The sequence below is a fragment of the Desulfovulcanus sp. genome (assembly GCF_982781345.1).
Map to the genome: position 1 here is coordinate 1 of NZ_CEYAEZ010000002.1, position 20,554 is coordinate 20,554.

Here is a 20,554-nt window from a genome sequence, read left to right on the forward strand (position 1 = left end):
GAGCTGGGTTTAAAACGTCGTGAGACAGTTTGGTCCCTATCTGCTGTGGGCGTAGGAGACTTGAGAGGGCCTGCCCCTAGTACGAGAGGACCGGGGTGGACGATCCTCTAGTGGACCTGTTGTCGCGCCAGCGGCACAGCAGGGTAGCTATGATCGGAAAGGATAACCGCTGAAGGCATCTAAGCGGGAAGCCTGCCTCAAGATAAGGTCTCCCCTCATCTTCGGATGACTGAAGGACCCTGGAAGACTACCAGGTAGATAGGCCGGAAGTGTAAGTGCAGCGATGCATTTAGCTGACCGGTACTAATAGTCCGTGAGTCTTAACCCTTTAAAAAACTCTTACCCCTATTAACTATAAATTTTTGTCCTGGTGACCATGGCGGAGGGGAAACACCCGATCCCATTCCGAACTCGGAAGTTAAGCCCTCCAGCGCCGATGATACTGCCCTTCTAAGGGTGGGAAAGTAGGTCGTCGCCAGGACTTTTTTATTTTTTCTCCAAAACTACCAAAACTTAAAAGTTTCGAGCCATTCACTCCTAATCCCCACCAACCACCTCACTCTTACTCTCTTAACCCTTATCCCTTAATCCTTTACCCTATCTTTATCTCATTTCATTAATTCAGAAACAAATATTTTGGATAATGATGCAATTAAATTATGATTGAACTTTTTTTCCATGGACATAAGTTGAGCAATAGTCTCTTTTATTGACTTTCGGGGATTAGACTTGATTAGTAATTCGTTGAAGCTATGTGCTAAAGAGGCGATACCTCCTTGGAGGCTGATTTCAGAACCTGATAGTTTACGTGGGTAACCGCTACCATCAATGAATTCATGATGTTCAAGGAGGCATTGAAGGATCGCTGATTCGGTTACATCCAATTTTCGAAGGATTTTGGCCCCGTTAATTGGATGATTATGGATTTTGCTCTGTTCATCCGGGGTTAGGTTTTCCTTTTTATCTAGAATGAATTTGGGGATGCGGGCTAGTCCTAGATCATATGTAAAAAGACCCGAAGCAATTTGAGTTAGATGTTTTTTAGTTAGGTTATTGCCCTGGGTTTCAATAAAAAGAGCCAGACCAATTATTCCTGTATTATAGGCCATATTTGGTAGCGAATAATTATAATGCAACCTTTTGAGGAAGCTTTTTATCTGGTACTGATCCTTCCAGAGGTATTCGATGAGGATTAAAAGATCAGATTGCAGCTTCTCCAATGTTGGTTTTACTGGTTGGTCATAAAACTCAGCAACCCTATTGGTTAAGGCTTGTTTAAAGATTTCTACAATCTCATTGGGTTTTAGATTTTTATCAACTAAAACCAAGTCCAGCTGTTTGCTGATGTGCTTAGCATAAATGGGATGATCAGTGCGAGATACAAAAATATAGCCATCATTACTCAGTTCAAACAGTTCTTCCTGTTTTCTCTTGTCCAATCTTTCCTTTGCTCTATAATAAGGTACAAGCTGAGCAATATCTTCTTTAAAGAGGTAGAGATTTAGTGGCAGTCTAAATTTTGGAAAACTGGACAATATTTCTGATGATATTTGATAAAATTCCTCGTTTAATTCTTCCGGAATCAAATTTTTGTTTTTCATTTGCAATAAATCTTAAGAAGGTTTGTCGGTGAGTTTGCCTGGCCTGGTTTAGGGTGTCCTGCAGTGATAACTATTTTATCGCCCGGGTTGAAATTTGACGATTCTTCAACAAATTTTTGAGTTCGTTGGAGATGATCATGTGGTTCATCTCCTATTTTAATAGGATTTACCCCCCAAGAGAAATTCATATACTTTAAAACATTGGAGGAAGGAGTCAAACCATAAATAGGTTGGGATGGTCTGCAGGCACTGATTAATTTTGCAGTGGCTCCGGATTTTGTGTGGGCCACTAGAGCTTTAGCAGAAATTTTTTCAGCCAGTTGACAGGCCCCATAAGCAAGGAAGTTTTCTGCACCTTTTTGCTTAGGCTCAATAGAGCCTGTTCTTTGTTCAAAAAACAGCTTTTCCGCTTCAAGGGCAATCTCTCGCATATACTCGACAGCCTGGACAGGGTACCTCCCAATGGCTGTTTCTTCTGACAGCATGAGACAATCAGCTCCGTCTAAAATAGCATTGGCAATATCAGTTGTTTCTGCTCTCGTTGGCATGGGGTTGGTGACCATAGACAAAAGCATTTGCGTGGCTACAATAACAGGTTTAGCCGCTTGATTGCATGCCTTGATAATTTTCTTTTGTAGTGTTGGTAAAGAGGACAAAGGGCATTCTAAGCCCAGGTCGCCTCTGGCGACCATGATGCCATCTGCAATATTTAATATTTCTGGAAGACGCTCTACTGCAACCTGTCTTTCGAGTTTGGCTATAACCGGAACCCATCTACCCTGTTTATCTATAATGGCCTTGGCGCTGGCGATGTCTTCAGGACCTTGAACAAAAGAGAGGGCAACTGCATCTATGCCCAGTTTAAGGCCATCAATTAGATCTTGTCGGTCCTTTTCCGTAAGTGCTGTGACGCTGGTTTTTTTACCCGGAAAGCTTACACCTTTACGAGATGAAACCAGGCCAGCGTTAAAAGCTTTTAATTTAACAAGCTCTCCTTGTCTATTAACCACTTCAAATTTTAGCCCACCATCGCTTAGGCGGACAATATCTCCCGGAGATAGGGATTTCAGTATTTCTTTATTTTCAAATGGTAAAAAATTTTCTTGCTCTTTTGTGTTTAGTTCACTTGGCCCCATAAGTATCTCTTGGCCGATACTTATGGTTAAGGGCGATTTTTTAAGAATTCCGGTACGGATTTTGGGCCCTGAGAGATCCTGTAAGATGGTTATGTGTATTTGTAGCTCCTGTTCTAATGTCCTTAGTTTATTAACTAAAGGCAAGAAATCAGAAGCACTGCCGTGCGAGAAGTTGAGCCGGAAAATTCTTACTCCGTTTGTAATTAATTCTTTCAGAATCCGGACATCTTCGCTGGCTGGCCCTAAAGTGGCAATGATTTTGGTGCGCATTTTGACCTCACAAAGAGTAATTGGTTTAGCTAAACAACTATATTTAAGAAATAAACTAAGCGAAAACGGAAAAGTTTTAAAGATTTTTTTTTAGTCCTTGACTTTTTCTTGCTTCATGGGGGATAGAGTGGTAACAGGTGGTAAAAAGTGGTGGGTACTAAATAATGTTTCGTGGGCATACGCATAGAAATCTGGATAGTAAAGGCAGGGTAATGCTGCCTCCGGACTTTAGGGAGATGGTAATCAAAATGTCTCCCGAAGGGAAATTAATGCTCACAAATTTTGATGATTGCGTGGTTGGTTACCCCTTGCCTGAGTGGGAGTTGATTGAAAAGAGCTTCAACCAACTGAATATGGCCAACAGAACGTTTAGGGATTTTCATCGTTTTTTTATTTCAGGTGCTACTGAGGTTACCTTGGATAAACAAGGACGGATTTTGGTTCCACCTTATCTGCGTGCATATGCCGGACTGAATAAAGATGTGGTATTGGCTGGTGTGGGTCGTAAGTTTGAGATTTGGGATATGGAACGCTTTGAGGCCGGGCGCAAGAAGATGGAAGAAAATTTTGATGGAGTTATGGACGCCCTGGCCCAAAATGGATTTGAACTTAGGTTTTAGAGTATAAATAATATGATCGAACATCAGCCGGTATTACGTGAAGAAGTCATAAAATGGCTTGAACCCGGAAGGAAAAAACGGTTTCTGGATGGCACTCTCGGTTTGGGAGGACACACGTTAGCTATTTTGCGCCATGGGGCCAATGTTCAGGTTCTGGGAATTGATCAGGATGAACAGGCCCTTAAGATTGCAGAACAAAGACTTGCTGAATATGCTGGCCGCTTTTTTTTAGCTCTTTGTTCTTATAAAGATTTTGACCGGGCCTTGAATGAAATCGGGTGGGATAAGCTAGATGGGGCATTGTTGGATCTGGGAGTGTCGTCTATGCAGCTTGAAACTCCGGAGAGGGGGTTCAGTTTTCTGCACGATGGTCCATTAGATATGCGTATGTCAAAAGAAGAGGGTTTTATCCCTGCCAAAAATATAGTCAATAATTACTCAGTGCAAATGCTTAAGGAAATAATTGCCAAGTATGGTCAGGATCCCTTGGCTGGGAGGATTGCAAGGGCCATAGTCACGGCACGAGCAAAACAAAAGATAGAAACCACCCTTCAATTGGCTGAAATTGTGAAAAATGCTTACCCGCCGAAAATGCGGCTTAAAGCCAGAAATCATCCAGCTACCAGAACTTTTCAGGCTTTAAGAATTGTAGTCAACCAAGAGCTGGATGCGCTTAAGGAGTTTCTGGACAAGATAGTTCACTATTTAAACCCAGGGGCAAGGCTGGCTATCATCTCTTTCCACTCTTTGGAAGACAAGATCGTCAAACTTTTTTTTAAAAAAGAGTCTGCTGAATGTATTTGTCCTCCACAAAAGATGATTTGTGATTGTAACCATCAAAAAACACTACATATCTTGACCAAAAAGCCTATTATCCCGGATGAAGAAGAAATTGAGCGAAATCCAAGAAGCAGGAGTGCAAAATTAAGGGTGGCTGAGCGAGTCGGTTGATTATGTTGGGGTTAACAAAAAGAAAAGTATTAGGCTTGTTAGTGTTTTTTTTAATAACCATATTCATGAGCCTCATTAAGGTATGGGTAAGTATTGAAAAGGTAGATTTGGCATATGATTTAAAAAAGTTGCAAAAAGAATATGCGGCCAACTTGGAACTTAAATCCAAGCTTTTGGTGGAAAAAAATAACCTCCTCTCTCCATATAGGTTGAAGAGATTAGCTGAAGAGTTGGGATTTTCTCCCCCTGGTGCAGACAGGGTGAGAAGGTTGGATCATGAGTAGAAAGCGGGGGCTGAAGACAAAAGACTGGTCCAGGTTCAAGATTATTTTTATGGGCCTGGTTTTTATGGGGTTATGGCTGGGTCTATGGGCCAGGGCCTATTGGGTGCAGATAGTTGAAGGTCCTAAGCTGGCCCGGCTGGCGGAAAACCAATACTGGTGTCGAGAAAAGATTCAGGGCAAAAGGGGAGAGATTTTTGATCGTAATGGCCTGGTTTTGGCTCAGAGTGTATTAAGTAAATCTGTATATGCTAACCCACTGGAAATAAATGATTATAAGCTGGCTTCCAAAAAATTAAGTAAGATTTTAAATATAAAGAGAACAAAACTTGTTCGGATTTTGCGTCAGAAAAAGAGTTTTGTTTGGCTGACTCGGAAAATCAGTGATCGTAAGGCTAAGTTAATTCGCCAGGCTAATTTAAAGGGTATTTATTTAGTCAATGAATATAAGCGCATTTATCCTCAGGGTCATTTATTGGGCCAGGTATTGGGTTTTGTAGGTACTGACGGACATGGCTTGGAAGGGTTGGAAAGATTTTTCGACGGGTATTTAGGAGGAACTGAAAAGAAAATTGTTCTTTTAAAGGATGCTGCGGGCAGGAGGATGGCTCCGGGTAGCGCCAGCGCGACTCTGCAAACTTTAAGTGGTCATGACCTTTACCTAACAATAGATGCTCGCGTTCAACTGGCAGCTGAAGATGCATTAGCTGAGGTGGTTCAGAGGTTTTCAGGTCGCAGTGGTGTCTGCGTAGTGGTCCATGTTCCTTCAGGAGAGATTTTAGCACTAGCTACATATCCTTTTTTTAATCCTAATAATTTTCGAAATTCAAGTCCAAGTATCTGGCGTAATAGAGCTGTTTTGGATCTCCTTGAACCTGGATCAACCATCAAGCCCTTTTTAGTGGCAGCAGCGCTAACCGAGGGAGTTTGTACGAAGAAATCCATTTATTTTTGTGAAAATGGCCGTTGGCGTATTGGTGATAGTGAAATAAATGACACTCATAAATACGGGTGGCTCTCTGTAAACAGGATTATCAGGTATTCCAGTAATATTGGTGCAGCCAAGATTGGCCTGGATCTGGGTGAGGAGACGTATTTTAACTATTTGCAGAAATTAGGTTTTGGCCGGGCTGTTGAACTCCCCTTTCCAGGGCGTAGCAAAGGACTGATTCGTCCTTACCATAAATGGAATAAAATTGATCTGGCAGCGGCTTCTTTCGGACAGGGGCTGGCCATAACCCCTTTGCACTTGGCCCAGGCTTATCTCTGTCTGGCTAAAGGGGGAATATTTGAGCCACTTAAATTAGTCAGTAGACCCGAGCAGGAGAAATTATCCGGGTATAGAGTGTTTCCCAAGAAAGTGGCTCGGTTGGTTCTTTCTATGCTTCGGGAAGTGGTGGAAGAAGACGGGACAGGTAAACAGGCTCGTATATCGGGAATCGAAGTCGGCGGCAAAACAGGAACCGCCCAAAAGGCCATGAAAACAGGGGGTTATGGGGATAAATATGTGGCCTCATTTGTAAGCCTGTTCCCGGCTTTAAACCCAAAATATTTGGTTTTAGTAGTTGTAGATGAGCCACATCCCCAACATTATGGAGGAGTGGTGGCTGCACCAGCAGCAAAAAAGGTTGGTATGGAACTTTTGTCTTTATATAATGATTATCCGAAGGTTCAGTCTGTGGAACGCGATAAACAGCACCACGAGTTAGTCAGGGTCAAGGTAAAATCGGAAAATAATGTCATCAAAACGGCTGGTGCTGTTGATGCAGCTAATGTTCCGGATTTTCAGGGCGTATCCTTGCGCAAGGCCTTACAAACTTTACTGGGACTGGGGATTGTTCCAGAGCTGATCGGCCAGGGAATGGTGATTAAAAAACAGAAGCCTCGGCCCGGGAGTAAATGGCCAGCAGACAAAAGTATTAAATTATGGCTCACAGAGCCAGAGTTAAGTAGTTGAAAAGATGATGACTTGGGATGATAGAAAAATATGGAATGTCGCCGGAGACACGGGATTATGGGCAAAACTTCTTAAACTGGCCAGAACCGGGACTCCTGTATGCACCCATTCAGGGAAAGTTGAGCATGGTGATATTTTTGTGGCCTTGCCCGGCACCAGAGTGGATGGAGCAGTGTATATTCCTCAGGCATTGGAAAGAGGGGCAGCTTATGTTGTTACCAGGCATGTGCCTCCTGGCTTATTAGATGTTAGGGAAAAAATAGTCATCCATCCTAATCCGGCACAAGCTCTAGGGGAACTGGCCGGAGCTTATTTTGGCACTGAAGCGCTTCGGGCGAGGATTATCGGCATCACCGGGACCAACGGCAAGACAACAACTAGTTATCTACTAGAACATTTACTGACCGGAAATGGGTTTAAGGTGGGGGTAATAGGTACTGTAAACTATAGATGGGGGGGGAAAGAGTACGCGGCCGATATGACCACTCCTGATTGCCTGCGCCTCCATCACCTTTTGGCCCAAATGGATAAAGATGGTGTGGACTGGATATGTATGGAGGTCTCGTCTCATGCCCTGGACCAAGACAGGGTGGCTGGGATTTATTTTGATTATGCTGTTTTTACCAATTTAACCCAGGATCATCTGGATTATCATCTAAACCTGGAAAATTATTTTCAGGCCAAAGCAAAGTTGTTCACTCCCGAAAAAAACAGGAAACCAAAGGCTATTATTAATGGTGATGACAAGTTCGGACAAAGATTAAAAAAAATGGCGTTGGAGCCTCTCTGTTATGGTCTGGGAGAAGGCAATGATCTCATTGCTGCGTCCGTTATAGAAAGTCGGCAGGGCTTAAGACTTGAATGTAAGTTTCACAACAAACAGTGGTCCATGTCATCTTCTCTCGTTGGCCAATTTAATGCCTTCAATCTATTGGCTGCGTTAGGCGTCGGTTTAAAACTGGGCATGGAGGAGATGGAATTAAAGGTCCTTGAGGACTTTCAAGGTGTTCCGGGCCGTTTGCAGCGGGTAGGTAATAAAAAAGGACTCAATATCTTTGTAGACTATGCCCACACCCCGGATGCCTTGGAAAATGTGTGCAAGACTTTGAAAAACATAGACTTTGAACGGCTTATAGTACTTTTTGGCTGCGGTGGAAACAGGGACAAGGCAAAAAGACCGCTTATGGGTGAGGCAGTAGCCAGGTATGCGGATCTAGCTGTAATTACTTCGGATAATCCCAGGAATGAAGAACCTGAGGCAATAATCAAGGATATTTTGCCGGGAATAAAGGGAAGAGTAGAGATAGAAATTGAGCCAGACCGGAAAAAGGCCATAAAACTGGCCATTTCTAGAATGGAAAAAGGCGATGTTTTGCTTATAGCTGGCAAAGGGCATGAAGACTATCAGGAAATAAAGGGAGAAAAAATTCCTTTTCACGATGCGCGTGTGGTGGAGGAGATAATTGATGCATTTGACTATTGAGCAAATTGCCCTGGCGATATCAAGTTATGGGGACTTTGACGGCTTTGAAAAAGTACCAATAACAAAGGTGCAGACTGATAGTCGGTTGGTTCAGGAGGGAGATCTTTTTGTATGTATAGCCGGGCAAAGATACGATGGCCATAATTTTGCTCAGGAGGCAGTGAAAAAGGGAGCAAGAGCTATTTTGGCCCATACTCCTTTATTAGATATAGAAGAGGTACCGGTTCTTCTGGTGGAAGATACAGTCAAGGCACTGGGCCGGCTGGCTCTTTATGTAAGACAGAGAACGAGGGCTAGGGTCATCGGTATCACTGGTTCAGCAGGAAAAACAACAACCAAAGAGTTTCTTTTCTCTGTTTTAAGTCAGAAAGCCAAGGTTGGAAAGAATTATAAAAATTGGAACAATCAGCTCGGCCTGCCTTTGTCGATTTTGAAGTTTGATGGCCAGGAAGATTATTGGGTTTTAGAATTGGGCATTAGTAAACCCGAAGATATGGAAGAATTGGGAAGTATTTTGCGTCCAGATATTGTGGTTATAACCAATATCGGCCCTTGTCATCTGGAGGGCTTAGGCAGTGTATCTGATGTGGCCAGGTATAAGACTAAAATTCTTGATTATTTGGAAAACGAATCCTGGGCAATTTTAAATAAAGACTACCCTCCTTTGGTCAAAGAAGCCCAGAGGCGCAACCAAATTAAGCCTTACTTTTTTTCCTGCACTGATAAAAGACAGAGATTCTGGGGGGAGTACCGTGGCTGTGAAGGGGGTAGGGGCCACTATGAAATGGGGATAAATGGGGAAAGCTACTGTCTTACTTTGCCCTGGATAGGTGCCCATTTAACAGAGAACATTTCCGCGGTAGCTGTTTTGGCCCATTTATTGGGTTATTCAGGCTCGGAGATCGAACAGGGGCTTTGTCAGGCCAGGCTGCCAGAACAGAGGCTTTGCCTTTGGACTAAAGGGGAGTGGACAATTATTGACGATACATATAATGCCAATCCCCTTTCTATGAGGGCAGCTATTAGCACCGCTGCAGAATTGGCTAAAGATAAAGAGTTGGTTCTTGTCCTTGGAGATATGGCTGAATTGGGTGAAGCATCAGAAGAAGAACATAGGAAGCTGGGCGAGTTTATCCATAGCATAGGTTGCCGTTATGTATTTTTTCACGGTCAGAATGCGTCTTTTGTAAAAGAGGGGCTCAAAGGATGGTCAGGAGAATTTTATATCTGTCACAGCCCGGAAGATTTTTTTAGTTTTTTTAAAAATCTTAATTTAAAACAGGCTGTTCTTCTGTTTAAAGGTTCAAGAAGCAGTAAAATGGAAGAATATGTGAAGAAGGTTAAAGGATAGGAATTTTAATAGGCTAAGAGGTTAAAAGGTTAAGAAGCGAAATGTTATATCATTTATTATATCCATTATCTCAGGATTACACTGTTTTTAATGTTTTCAGATATATAACATTTAGAAGTATCTATGCTCTTTTGACCGCCCTGTTGATTAGTATTGTGCTTGGGCCAAAATTTATTGAATGGTTGAGAAAGATAAAATTTGGGCAATATATTCAGGAAGACGGACCGAAACATCAGAATAAAGCGGGCACGCCTACAATGGGTGGTTTGCTTATTGGTGTTAGTCTGTTGGGTAGTGTTTTTCTCTGGGGAGATTTGACTAATAAATTTTTGTGGCTGACTATTTTTGTCTTTTTGGGCTTTGGGTTGGTTGGTTTTGTGGATGACTATTTAAAAATCGTCAAAAAGCAGAATAAAGGTTTAAGTGCCCAGACCAAATTTTTAGGGCAGATGATCGTAGCATTGGGAGTAGTTTCAATTTTGGTTAATATGCCGGGCTATACCACAGAACTTTTGGTTCCGTTCTTTAAGGACATAAGACCTGATTTATATTTATTCTATATCCCATTTGCCATCTTTGTCATGGTCGGAGCATCTAATGCAGTGAATTTGACAGATGGCCTGGATGGCCTGGCTATTGGGCCCGTAGTGGTTTGTGCGGCCTGTTTCGCTTTGTTTGTCTATGTCACAGGTCACTCTCAGTTGGCCAGATATCTCCAGATAGCCTATATTCCCGGTGTTGGTGAAGTCACAGTGTTTTGTGGGGCAATGGTCGGGGCAGGCTTAGGTTTTTTATGGTTTAATGCTTATCCGGCTCAGATTTTTATGGGCGATGTTGGCAGTTTAAGCCTGGGCGGCTGTCTTGGGTTTATTGCTGTGCTCTGTAAGCAGGAATTGATTCTGGTCATTGTTGGTGGCTTGTTTGTTGTAGAAACAATCTCAGTTATTCTTCAGGTGGGTTACTTCAAGCTTAGTGGGGGGAAGCGAATTTTTCGGATGGCCCCGCTGCACCATCATTTTGAATTAAAGGGCGTACCCGAATCCAAGATAATAGTCAGGTTCTGGATTTTATCCATTCTCCTGGCTCTGGTTGCTTTGAGTACCCTGAAATTGAGGTAGTAATGATAGGTAAAAAGGTAAAAAGGCTTATTCTGTCTTCTTCACCTTTTTACCTTTTCATCACCATAACCATTAAAAATTTATGAAAGAGTTAATTCATCCAGGACAATTACGCAGCCATCAGGCTGTTGTTGTAGGCGCAGGACGATCAGGTCTGGCCGCGGCCAGGCTTTTGACTAGGCTTGGAGCAGAGGTTCGCCTTTTGGAAAAGGACGAAAGCAGGTTTTCTAAGGATCTCAAGCAATTAGCTGAGGAAAAAGGTTGGGCCCTAAGGTTTGGTGAACATAAACCTGAAGATTTTAAAGGAGCGAACTTAATTATATTGAGTCCAGGAGTTCAGAAAAGAAACATTCAGGCTCATATACCAGCCGGTGCCCAAGTCTATTCTGAGTTGGAGTTGGCTTCCTGGTTTGTGTCCGAGCCCATAATTGCCGTTACCGGAACCAATGGAAAAACAACTACTACCTTACTCATTACTCATGTTCTGGAAAAGGCAGGGAAAGTGGTGTTTACCGGTGGCAATATTGGCACCCCGCTTAGCGAATACCTTCTGGAAGGGAGAAAGGCAGAGATTTTGGTCCTGGAGACGAGCAGTTTTCAGTTGGAAAACTGTAGTGGATTCCATCCGCGGGTAGCTATTTTCCTTAATTTCTCTCCCAATCACCTGGATTATCATCAGGATATTCAAGAGTATTTTGAAGCCAAGTTAAAACTTTTTGCCAGGCAAAATGAACAAGATCTGGCCATTCTCCCTTTAAGTCTAAAGGGCGAACTTGAAAAGCGTTCATTTACCCGTGCCAGGAGGGTTTATTTTGTGCCCCAAGACAGATTCTCTTGTCCAAGGCTTAGGGGCGAACATAATCAAGAGAATTTGGAGGCCGCTTTTCTGGCTTGTAAGTATTTTGGAGTTACTGAAAACGAGCTTGAAAAGAATATACAGGACTTTGTCCCACCGGCCCACAGACAGGAGATATTTTTTCAGCATAAAGGGATAACTTTTGTTGATGACTCAAAGGCTACCACTATTGACGCCGTAAAGTCGGCCTTAAAAACTTTTCCTCGCCCTATAAGACTTCTGGCCGGTGGAGTTTTTAAGGGCGGGAATCTAAAAGTAATTCGGCCACTTGTGCAGGAAAAGGTAAGCAAGGTCTACCTTTTTGGAGCTAGTAAAGAAATTTTTCTCCAAGCCTTTGGTGACCTGGTGGAAATGGAGTGGTTTCCCACCTTGGAGGAAGCAGTACGGAAAATTGTCGTTGATGCAAAACCAGGAGATACTGTTCTTCTTTCTCCAGGCACGGCCAGCTTTGATCTGTTTCCGGATTACAAGGCAAGGGGAATGCAATTTCAACGTTTGGTGTTGGATTGTGTGCGTGACAAGGGAAATGCTTAGAAGCAAGCATGCCAGCGTGCTTGGCTGGACAATAGGTAACGGAAAAAATGCCCAAAATACGAGAGGGAGATGAGAGGGGGAAGGATTAAGCAAAATTCAGGTCCGGGCATTGATTTGTGGCTTTTGGGTGCTGTCTTGGCCTTATCTGGTTTGGGACTAGTTATGCTCTTTAGTGCCAGCAGTATTATGGCTGAAAAGTTTTTGGGGGATAAATTTTATTTTATCAAGAAACAGGTTGTTTTTACCTTGGCCGGATTGATTGTCTTGGCCTGCACAATCAAGATTCCAAGAACATTTTTCTATAAATTAAAATATCTTTGGCTTATTTTGGTCTTTGGACTTCTTTGTTTAACTGTCTTCAGCCCCTTGGGTTATGGTGCGGGCGGCGCTCGAAGGTGGCTTAAATTCGGGCCGCTGACAATTCAGGCCCTGGAACTGGCCAAAGTGGCTTTGGTTTTTTATCTGGCCTATTTTTTTTCGCACAAGCAAGAATTGGTCAAAACTTTCAGTGTTGGTTTTTTGCCCCCGACTATAGTCACGGCCTCTATGTGTGTATTGCTTATGCTTCAACCGGATTTTGGCGGTGCAGCCTACTTAGCCCTGATACTGTTTTTTATGAGTCTAATCGGAGGAACACGATTAGTATACCTGGTTTCTTCTGCTTTTTTGGCTGTGGCCACGGGATTTGTGTTGATAGTACAATCTCCGTATCGCTTTCGGCGCTGGTTTGCCTTTTTGGATCCTTTCAAAGATGCCCAGGACAGTGGATATCAATTGGTCCAATCCCTATATGGTTTTGGTTCTGGCGGAATGTGGGGGCTGGGTTTAGGAGAGGGACGGCAGAAGCTCTTATTTCTACCGGAAGCGCACAATGATTTTATCCTCGCTGTTTTGGGTGAGGAATTGGGCTTTGTCGGCTTTTCCTTGGTTTTTATTTTGGTTGGGATCATTATCTGGCGGGTAATCAGGATCTCCTGTGATCAGCAAGAGATGGAGGACAGATTCGCTGCCTTTGGTCTGGGCTTAATTTTGATTTTAGGTGCTCTTTTAAATATTGCCGTGGTTCTGGGAACAGTACCGCCCAAGGGCGTGCCCATGCCTTTCGTTAGTTATGGAGGAAGTAACCTGTTAGTTTCATTTTTTTGCGCAGGCTTTTTACTGAATCTTTCAAGAAGACAAAAGGCAAGAGACTAATGGCTTACAGGTTGATTGGTTTATTAGTTTATTGGGTGAAGACTAACCATGTAACCAATCAACTACTTAACCATTTAACTAATCGACCATTTAACTAAGATGCTTAAGCGAGTGGTTATAACTACAGGGGGCACGGGCGGACATATTTTCCCGGCCCTGGCTGTGGCCGAGAAAATACGAGAGCAAAATCCTGACTGTAAAATTTGCTTTTTGGGCGGTGAGTCAGGACCGGAAGCGGCTCTGGCCCGAAAAGCTGGCCTGGAATTTAAGGGATTACCAGCCAGGGGCGTACTTGGCAGGGGGATAAGGTCTTTGGCCACAGTTTTTTGGCTCAGTCAGAGCCTTGTTAAGTCATTCTTATTTTTGCGTTCTTTTAAGCCAGAGGTGGTGATTGGTTTTGGCGGTTATGCTGGCTTTGTTCCGGTCCTGGTTGCCAGATGGATGGGTTTGCCTACGGCCGTTCATGAACAAAACAGCCTTCCCGGAGTGACTAATAGAATCTTGGGCAAGCGGGTAGACAGGGTTTTTTTAACTTTTCCAGACGAACATGGTTTTTTCCCGGAGGATAAAGTTATTTTAAGTGGCAACCCGATCCGGGGGGAGATTGTTTCTCTGGCAGCCAAAGAGACTTTATCCCATGCCAGGGGAAAAAGGTTACTTGTCCTGGGTGGGAGCCAGGGAGCCAGGGCTATAAATCAGGCGGTTACAGACTGTCTTAGTCAACTCAAGGCCCAGGGGATAGAGATCTGGCATCAGACCGGGAAAAGGGATTTTGAAGAGGTAAACAAGGTCTATGCCCGGAAATATCCACAGGCTAAAGTGGAGCCTTTTATTGAAGATATGGCCAAGGCTTATGCTTATGCCGACCTTGTTCTTTGCCGGGCTGGAGCCACGACTCTGGCCGAACTTTGCGTGGCCGGTAAACCAGCAATTTTGGTTCCTTTCCCCTATGCCACGCATAATCACCAGTTGACCAATGCTAAAGTATTGGAAAGGGCAGGAGCAGCAATGGTTCTGGTGCAGAGCTATCTGGAGGAAATTAACCTGGCTCAAGTTATCGAGGACTTGCTCTGTGCGCCTGATAAATTAGAAAAAATGGCCCGGGCAGCCAGAAGTCTGGCCAGGCCCAATGCCGCTGAAATTATTGTCGAGGAATTATGCCAGTTAGTTGGTTGATTAGTTGATTGGATAATAGCTTACAGCGTGTGAGGGATGCTGGGAGAGTGAAATGAGACTTCCAAGATAAAGCAATAAACTAATAAACCATTTAACCAATAAACTATTTAACTAATAAACCAATAAACAAAAGAATGCAGGCAAAAGTAAAAAAAATACATATGGTCGGGATTGGTGGCTCAGGCATGAGCGGGATTGCCGAGGTATTACTTAACCTGGGCTATGAAGTCAGCGGTTCTGATCTGAGCGAAAGTGTGCAGGTAGCCAGATTACGAGGCCTGGGAGCGAAGATATTTATCGGACATGACCAGAATAATCTGGGACAGGCCCAGGTGGTGGTTAAATCTACGGCCATCAAAGATGACAACCCAGAACTTGTAGCAGCCAGAGAAAAACAGATTCCTATTATTCCCAGGGCAGAGATGCTGGCTGAACTTATGCGTTTAAAGACCGGTATTGCTGTGGCTGGAACGCATGGCAAGACATCCACTACCTCTTTTTTGGGTACGATTTTTAAGGAAGCAGGGTTGGATCCCACTGTAATTATTGGTGGGCGTCTGAATTCTTACGGAAGTAATGCCCTGCCAGGCACAGGGGAGTTTTTTATTGCCGAGGCGGATGAGTCAGATGGTTCTTTTCTCTGTCTGTTCCCCATTATGACGATTGTCACCAATGTGGATGCGGATCACTTGGATTATTATCAAGATCTTGAAGAAATCAAGGGCGCGTTTGTCCAATTTATGAACTCGATACCATTTTATGGAGTCAATGTGGTTTGCGGAGATGATCCGGGGGTTGATTCTCTCTTGCCTCATGTCAAGAGGCCGGTCCTTACCTATGGATTTGGGTCGAAAAATAATCTGCGGGCCGAAATCATAAATTGTAGCCGCGGGTCAGAGTTTGATGTGTTTATGTTCGATAACTATTGGGGCCGTGTCCGTCTGAACCAACCAGGTCGCCACAATATTTTAAATGCCTTGGCTGCCATTGGTATTGCCATAGAAGCAAGCATTGACAAGGAGAAGATCATTAAAGGACTTGAGTTGTTTGGCGGTGTAGGACGAAGGTTTGAGCAAAAAGGAGAGCTAGACGGGGTGTTGGTAGTTGATGATTACGGACACCATCCTACTGAAATTCGTGTTACTTTAGAAACGGCTCGTAAATGTTACCCGGAGAAAAGATTGGTAGTTCTGTTTCAGCCACACAGGTTTACCCGGACCAAGGTCTTGTTTGGTGACTTTTGCCGGGTCTTTTCAGATGTGGACCTGTTACTTCTGACAGAAATTTATCCGGCTTCGGAGGACCCCATCCCTGGAGTAAATGGGCTCAGCCTGGCTCAGGGCATCAAGCAGGTCAGCGGAACTCCTGTTATATTTTTTGAAGACCTGGATGCTGTGGCCAAGGCTCTGCCAGAGATACTCAGACCGAATGATTTGTTTCTGACTCTGGGTGCAGGCAGTGTGTGGAAAGTAGGGGAAGAGTTTTTGAAAGGAAGCGGTGAAACGGAGAAGTAGGGGCGTATTGCATACGTTCATCAGGAAGATGGGAAGCTCATGCAGATTATAGACAGGCCGGAGTTAAAGAAATTTTCCACATTAAAACTCGGAGGCAGAGGGCGAAGGCTTTATCTGGCCCATTCTTGCTCTGATCTGGATGAACTTGGTCGTGTCTGGCCGGAGATAAAAGATTTGGCTTTTGTTTTGGGGCGGGGGAGCAATGTCTTGTTTCGCGATGCAGACGTGGATTTGGTCCTGATAAAATGGGCAGGGGGAGAAACACCCCAAATTTTGGACGAAAGGGAAAACGAGGTCCTCGTAGAAGTTTCAGCGAGTTTGAGTTTACCTCGTTTCTTGGGCTGGTGCATAAAGAAAGGTCTTAGTGGTCTTGAAGGATTGGCCGGGATACCGGGAACTGTGGGTGGAGCTGTGGCCATGAATGCCGGCTCGCATGGTGTCGAAATAGGTTCGAAAATAGAGAAGGTTAAAGTCTGGGTCCCTGAGCAGGGGATATTCTGGGTAGACAGAGAGGATACGTACATAGCTTATCGAAATTTTAGATTAAAAAGAACAAGCGGGTTTTATTTAATCTTAGGTGCTATTTTAAGGCTTGGAAAAGATGATTCAGGGGAGATCAAAAAGAGAATTGCCTCCTGGTATGAGCGCAAAAAAAAAACGCAACCTGTTCTTCAGGCTACGGCAGGGTGTGTGTTTAAAAATCCAAACCTGAACCCACGGGAAAGTAGCTTATTGGCGAAGAAAATAGGTTTTGATGGAGGAGTGAAGGAAGTTTCAGCCGGGTGGTTATTGGATCAAGCTGGTTTTAGAGGGAAGAGGCTTGGAGGAGTAGGCTTTTCCGCTTTACATGCTAATTTTTTGGTTAACTACGGTCACGGGACAACTAGCCAGGCCCTGGAATTAATTGAGTTTGCCCAGAATAAAGTGAGCAGAATGTGGGGAATTGCCTTGGAGATGGAGGTTAAAGTTGTCCCATGCATCTAGATGCCATGGCCAGAAAAAGGCCCGTTAGCAGAGTAAAAAGTTACCGACAAAATTCGAGTACCGTCAGGCAAGGCCTAGGAGAGCTGGTAAAGGTAATTTTCATATTGGGCCTGAAAATTGTGGTTGGTTTAGTTTTTATAGCGGGCATAAGCCTGGGTCTTATCTATGGTTATCGTTTGGTAACAGGTAGTAATTATTTTGCCCTGAAACAGATTGAAATAGAAGGCTGTAAGCACCTTACTTACGGAGAAATTACTTCTTCCTTGGGGCTGAACCTGGGTCAGAATATTCTGGACTTAAACATTGCTGAGCTACAATATAAATTATCAAAAAACCCTTGGATTAAAAAGGTTTATGTACGTCGGGAACTACCTGACAAGATTAGGATCGCTATTGTTGAACGCCAAGCTTATTTTTGGGTCAAATATGGCCAAAAGCTTTTTTATGCTAATCGGCTGGGTGAGCGTATAGCCGAGGTGCTGCCCAAGAATTTTATTTCTCTACCTGTACTTTATGTAGATGCACAATGTACGCGGGCTAAAGAGCAATTACCAATAATAGTTTCTTTGCTGGATAAGAAGAAGTTCCCTTTTTCCTGGCAGGATTTGGCCGGGATACACTTGACCAGTTTAAACAGGATGGAAGCTTTTTTGGAAAAACCACGGCTCAAGCTCAGCCTGGATATGGATGAAATTTTAGAAAATGTGCATAGATTAAGCTTGGTCTGGAAAGATTTGCGCAATAGGGGAGAGCTAAACAAAGTAAATAAAATCCATGTTCTTAAAGGACAGGTATGGGTAGGTTTTAGGTAATGGCTAAAAGATAAAAAGGTAAAATGGTGAAGAGGTGGAGAAGCCAAAATTGATCTCTTGGCCTCTAAACCTTTTAGTCTCCTGACTTTTTAGCCTTTAAACCTTTTAACCTTTTAAAGGATAGAATTATGGCCAAATCTGATTTGATCGTAGGGCTGGATTTGGGGACTACAAAAATTTGTGCGGTTGTGGGCGAGATATCACCTGATGGGGTAGATGTGGTTGGTATAGGGACAAGTCCTTCCACTGGCCTGCGCAAGGGAGTTGTGGTCAATATTGAACAAACTGTGCAATCCATCAAAAAGGCCCTGGAAGAGGCAGAGCTCATGGCTGGATGTGATATCAGATCGGTTTATGCAGGCATTGCCGGGAGTCACATCAAAGGGTTTAACAGCCACGGAGTAATAGCTGTTAAGGGCGGAGAAGTCAGCACCCGGGATATTGAGCGGGTTATTGATGCGGCCAAGGCTGTAGCCATTCCCCTGGATCGCGAAGTTATCCATATTTTACCCCAGGAGTTTATTGTTGATGATCAGCGTGGCATTGCTGATCCGCTGGGGATGGCAGGGGTCAGGCTGGAGGTAAAGGTACATATTGTCACCGGAGCTGTCAGCAGTGCCCAGAATATTGTTCGATCCTGTCATCGTTCGGGGTTGGATGTGGAGGATATTGTTTTGGAATCCCTTGCCTCGGCCAAGGCCGTGCTGACAGAAGAGGAACGGGAGATAGGCGTAGCCTTGGTGGATATTGGTGGAGGAACAACAGATTTGGCCGTTTTTAATAATGATTCTATTAAGCATACTAGTGTCCTGGCCATAGGCGGGACCAATTTGACCAATGATATTGCTTTTGGTTTGAGGACTCCAATGGTGGCAGCGGAACAGATTAAAATCAAATACGGTTGCGCTCTGGCTGATCTCGTTCAACAGGATGAGGTGATTGAGGTGCCAAGTGTGGGCGGCAGGCCTCCCAGACGTTTGTCGAGGCATGTTCTGGCCGAGATTTGCGAGCCTAGAATGGAAGAACTTCTGGCTCTGGTTGATCAGGAACTGATTAAGTCCGGATACAAAAAGACCATTGGAGCCGGAGTAGTTTTAACCGGAGGAGCAGCGTTAATCGAAGGGGTGCAGGAACTGGCTGAACAGATTTTTAATCTGCCCACCCGTATAGGATATCCTATCCAAATTGGGGGACTAAAGGATGTTGTCAATAGCCCGATGTATGCCACTGCTGTGGGGCTTTTGAGGTATGGAGCAGAAAAGGAAAGCTCTGAGCAGCGGTTCCGAATTCGGGACAAAAATATCTTTAACCGTATCCTATCTAGGATGCGTAAGTGGTTTGTGGATATTAGTTAGTTTGTTTTTTTGAATGCTTAAGGCAGGAGCAAATGGCTAAAAGCAAGGGGAAGGAGGAAGAAATGGAATACCTGGAAATTGAAATGGAAAGCAATGCCCAGATAAAAGTGGTCGGCGTCGGTGGTGGCGGCGGTAATGCCGTAAACAATATGATCTGTTCGTCCATGAAAGGAGTAACCTTCATCACTGCCAATACAGACGTCCAGGCCTTAAAACACTCTAAAGCCGAATTTAAACTGCAATTGGGAGAAAAGTTGACAAAAGGTCTGGGTGCAGGAGCCAATCCAGATATTGGCCGGGAAGCCGCCATGGAAAGTACGGAGCAGATTCGCGAGGTCCTGGATGGCTGTGATATGGTCTTTGTCACCGCGGGGATGGGTGGCGGAACAGGAACCGGAGCCGCGCCGGTGATTGCCCAGGTGGCCAAGGAACTAGGAGCCCTGACCGTGGCTGTGGTTACCAAGCCTTTTTATTTTGAAGGGAAAAAAAGGCTTATGCAGGCTGAAAAGGGAATCAAGGCCTTAAAAGAGGTGGTGGACAGCATCATCACCATTCCCAATGACCGTCTTTTGTCCTTGGCTTCCAAAAAAGCCACCTTTTTGGAGATGCTCAAAAAAGCCGATGAAGTGCTCTATTATGCAGTTAAAGGCATTTCTGATTTGATTATGGTTCCGGGGCTGATCAATCTGGATTTTGCCGATGTAAAGGCAGTCATGTCTGAAATGGGGCTGGCCATGATGGGCACAGGCATTGCCCAGGGAGAAGGTCGCGCCAGAGAGGCAGCCATGAAGGCCATAACCAGTCCTTTGTTAGAAGACGTCTCTATTGATGGAGCCAAAGGCGTACTCATGAACGTAACCTGTGGCCCTGATTTGACCATTGATGAGGTTAGTGAAGCTGCCAACATAATCCATGAAGCAGCTCACGAAGATGCAAAGATCTATTTCGGAACAGTCTTTGATCAGAATGTGGGTGATGAAATGCGCATTACAGTCATTGCCACTGGTATTGAAGATGCAAACGAAAAAAGTATTGAAACTGAAAGCTCCAGGGTCACTTCTATTAGTAAGGCCAGAAAAGAAAAAGGGAGTATAGTCAAGAGACCTCGCACCGTGCAGATTGATCCTGATTCGGAAGATGATTTGCGTATTCCTACGTATCTACGTCAGGGCCGCAGAGCGGTTGATAAAAATGAAGTGAAAAATAGCGCATCAAATACTCAAGGGGAAGAATTTATTTTTGATGAAGATGAGTTTGAAATACCCTCTTTTATTCGCATGCAAGCAGATTGAAGTTGGTCATTAATTTATTCGGGTGAGTAGTTGAGTGGAAAAAATCAATGTATATAATGCTGGCAGCTT

17 protein-coding genes and 2 rRNA genes are annotated in these 20,554 nt (G+C 44.0%); 17 read left to right on the forward strand and 2 right to left on the reverse strand.

What is annotated here, in order from left to right; genetic code table 11:
- A 23S ribosomal RNA gene (locus AC3WVG_RS00450) occupies positions 1-328 on the forward strand; the annotation flags it as partial.
- Positions 329-366: 38 nt separating this feature from the next.
- Positions 367-481, forward strand: a 5S ribosomal RNA gene (gene rrf, locus AC3WVG_RS00455).
- Positions 482-608: 127 nt separating this feature from the next.
- Here rrf and AC3WVG_RS00460 read toward each other — a convergent pair.
- Together AC3WVG_RS00460 and pyk are read right to left on the reverse strand one after the other, a co-directional pair.
- On the reverse strand, positions 609-1,601 hold the full coding sequence (locus tag AC3WVG_RS00460) for an HD-GYP domain-containing protein (protein WP_488796215.1): 993 nt from the start codon (positions 1,599-1,601) through the stop codon (positions 609-611).
- Complete coding sequence (gene pyk, locus AC3WVG_RS00465; RefSeq protein ID WP_488796216.1) at positions 1,598-3,007, reverse strand: pyruvate kinase; 1,410 nt, start codon at positions 3,005-3,007, stop codon at positions 1,598-1,600. The genes AC3WVG_RS00460 and pyk overlap by 4 nt, the downstream gene beginning before the upstream one ends.
- Before the next feature lie 164 nt (positions 3,008-3,171).
- Between pyk and mraZ the strand changes: the two genes are divergently transcribed.
- The 15 genes from mraZ to ftsZ all read left to right on the forward strand — a co-directional run bounded on the left by mraZ (position 3,172) and on the right by ftsZ (position 20,485).
- Positions 3,172-3,627, forward strand: a complete 456-nt coding sequence (gene mraZ, locus AC3WVG_RS00470; RefSeq protein WP_488796217.1) for a division/cell wall cluster transcriptional repressor MraZ — start codon at positions 3,172-3,174, stop codon at positions 3,625-3,627.
- A gap of 12 nt (positions 3,628-3,639) precedes the next feature.
- Positions 3,640-4,578, forward strand: coding sequence for a 16S rRNA (cytosine(1402)-N(4))-methyltransferase RsmH (rsmH, locus tag AC3WVG_RS00475; RefSeq protein WP_488796218.1), 939 nt, complete (start codon positions 3,640-3,642; stop codon positions 4,576-4,578).
- 65 nt (positions 4,579-4,643) lie between these two features.
- Positions 4,644-4,862, forward strand: coding sequence for a hypothetical protein (locus AC3WVG_RS00480; protein ID WP_488796219.1), 219 nt, complete (start codon positions 4,644-4,646; stop codon positions 4,860-4,862).
- Positions 4,855-6,816 carry a penicillin-binding transpeptidase domain-containing protein gene (locus tag AC3WVG_RS00485; protein ID WP_488796220.1) on the forward strand — a complete coding sequence of 654 codons (1,962 nt, stop codon included), beginning with the start codon at positions 4,855-4,857 and terminating at the stop codon, positions 6,814-6,816. Before AC3WVG_RS00480 ends, AC3WVG_RS00485 begins: the two co-directional genes overlap by 8 nt.
- Before the next feature lie 4 nt (positions 6,817-6,820).
- Positions 6,821-8,299, forward strand: coding sequence for a UDP-N-acetylmuramoyl-L-alanyl-D-glutamate--2,6-diaminopimelate ligase (locus AC3WVG_RS00490; protein ID WP_488796221.1), 1,479 nt, complete (start codon positions 6,821-6,823; stop codon positions 8,297-8,299).
- Positions 8,283-9,650 carry a UDP-N-acetylmuramoyl-tripeptide--D-alanyl-D-alanine ligase gene (locus AC3WVG_RS00495; protein WP_488796222.1) on the forward strand — a complete coding sequence of 456 codons (1,368 nt, stop codon included), beginning with the start codon at positions 8,283-8,285 and terminating at the stop codon, positions 9,648-9,650. The genes AC3WVG_RS00490 and AC3WVG_RS00495 overlap by 17 nt, the downstream gene beginning before the upstream one ends.
- A gap of 41 nt (positions 9,651-9,691) precedes the next feature.
- Positions 9,692-10,768, forward strand: a complete 1,077-nt coding sequence (mraY, locus tag AC3WVG_RS00500) for a phospho-N-acetylmuramoyl-pentapeptide-transferase (RefSeq protein WP_488796223.1) — start codon at positions 9,692-9,694, stop codon at positions 10,766-10,768.
- Positions 10,769-10,850: 82 nt separating this feature from the next.
- Entirely contained in the window at positions 10,851-12,158 is a 1,308-nt protein-coding gene (gene murD, locus AC3WVG_RS00505; RefSeq protein ID WP_488796224.1) for a UDP-N-acetylmuramoyl-L-alanine--D-glutamate ligase, read from the forward strand.
- Between the two features lie 69 nt (positions 12,159-12,227).
- Complete coding sequence (gene ftsW, locus AC3WVG_RS00510) at positions 12,228-13,352, forward strand: putative lipid II flippase FtsW (RefSeq protein ID WP_488796225.1); 1,125 nt, start codon at positions 12,228-12,230, stop codon at positions 13,350-13,352.
- 99 nt (positions 13,353-13,451) lie between these two features.
- Entirely contained in the window at positions 13,452-14,528 is a 1,077-nt protein-coding gene (gene murG, locus AC3WVG_RS00515; RefSeq protein ID WP_488796226.1) for an undecaprenyldiphospho-muramoylpentapeptide beta-N-acetylglucosaminyltransferase, read from the forward strand.
- Between the two features lie 134 nt (positions 14,529-14,662).
- A complete protein-coding gene (murC, locus tag AC3WVG_RS00520; protein ID WP_488796227.1) occupies positions 14,663-16,042 on the forward strand; it encodes a UDP-N-acetylmuramate--L-alanine ligase in 1,380 nt (459 codons plus the stop codon).
- Between the two features lie 39 nt (positions 16,043-16,081).
- A complete protein-coding gene (murB, locus tag AC3WVG_RS00525; RefSeq protein WP_488796228.1) occupies positions 16,082-17,026 on the forward strand; it encodes a UDP-N-acetylmuramate dehydrogenase in 945 nt (314 codons plus the stop codon).
- A complete protein-coding gene (locus AC3WVG_RS00530; RefSeq protein ID WP_488796229.1) occupies positions 17,017-17,838 on the forward strand; it encodes a cell division protein FtsQ/DivIB in 822 nt (273 codons plus the stop codon). Before murB ends, AC3WVG_RS00530 begins: the two co-directional genes overlap by 10 nt.
- Before the next feature lie 128 nt (positions 17,839-17,966).
- A complete protein-coding gene (gene ftsA, locus AC3WVG_RS00535) occupies positions 17,967-19,193 on the forward strand; it encodes a cell division protein FtsA (protein ID WP_488796230.1) in 1,227 nt (408 codons plus the stop codon).
- Positions 19,194-19,255: 62 nt separating this feature from the next.
- Positions 19,256-20,485 (forward strand): cell division protein FtsZ, encoded by a 1,230-nt coding sequence (ftsZ, locus tag AC3WVG_RS00540; RefSeq protein WP_488796269.1) that lies wholly within the window; start codon positions 19,256-19,258, stop codon positions 20,483-20,485.
- The last annotated feature ends 69 nt before the right edge of the window (positions 20,486-20,554 follow it).

Excerpts from the sequence above, each read along its gene's own strand:
- AC3WVG_RS00460 (WP_488796215.1), bottom strand. The coding sequence starts at position 1,601 with ATGAAAAACAAAAATTTGATTCCGGAAGAATTAAACGAGGAATTTTAT.
- pyk (WP_488796216.1), bottom strand. The coding sequence starts at position 3,007 with ATGCGCACCAAAATCATTGCCACTTTAGGGCCAGCCAGCGAAGATGTC.
- mraZ (WP_488796217.1), top strand. The coding sequence starts at position 3,172 with ATGTTTCGTGGGCATACGCATAGAAATCTGGATAGTAAAGGCAGGGTA.
- rsmH (WP_488796218.1), top strand. The coding sequence starts at position 3,640 with ATGATCGAACATCAGCCGGTATTACGTGAAGAAGTCATAAAATGGCTT.
- AC3WVG_RS00480 (WP_488796219.1), top strand. The coding sequence starts at position 4,644 with ATGAGCCTCATTAAGGTATGGGTAAGTATTGAAAAGGTAGATTTGGCA.
- AC3WVG_RS00485 (WP_488796220.1), top strand. The coding sequence starts at position 4,855 with ATGAGTAGAAAGCGGGGGCTGAAGACAAAAGACTGGTCCAGGTTCAAG.
- AC3WVG_RS00490 (WP_488796221.1), top strand. The coding sequence starts at position 6,821 with ATGATGACTTGGGATGATAGAAAAATATGGAATGTCGCCGGAGACACG.
- AC3WVG_RS00495 (WP_488796222.1), top strand. The coding sequence starts at position 8,283 with ATGCATTTGACTATTGAGCAAATTGCCCTGGCGATATCAAGTTATGGG.
- mraY (WP_488796223.1), top strand. The coding sequence starts at position 9,692 with ATGTTATATCATTTATTATATCCATTATCTCAGGATTACACTGTTTTT.
- murD (WP_488796224.1), top strand. The coding sequence starts at position 10,851 with ATGAAAGAGTTAATTCATCCAGGACAATTACGCAGCCATCAGGCTGTT.
- ftsW (WP_488796225.1), top strand. The coding sequence starts at position 12,228 with ATGAGAGGGGGAAGGATTAAGCAAAATTCAGGTCCGGGCATTGATTTG.
- murG (WP_488796226.1), top strand. The coding sequence starts at position 13,452 with ATGCTTAAGCGAGTGGTTATAACTACAGGGGGCACGGGCGGACATATT.
- murC (WP_488796227.1), top strand. The coding sequence starts at position 14,663 with ATGCAGGCAAAAGTAAAAAAAATACATATGGTCGGGATTGGTGGCTCA.
- murB (WP_488796228.1), top strand. The coding sequence starts at position 16,082 with ATGCAGATTATAGACAGGCCGGAGTTAAAGAAATTTTCCACATTAAAA.
- AC3WVG_RS00530 (WP_488796229.1), top strand. The coding sequence starts at position 17,017 with ATGCATCTAGATGCCATGGCCAGAAAAAGGCCCGTTAGCAGAGTAAAA.
- ftsA (WP_488796230.1), top strand. The coding sequence starts at position 17,967 with ATGGCCAAATCTGATTTGATCGTAGGGCTGGATTTGGGGACTACAAAA.
- ftsZ (WP_488796269.1), top strand. The coding sequence starts at position 19,256 with ATGGAATACCTGGAAATTGAAATGGAAAGCAATGCCCAGATAAAAGTG.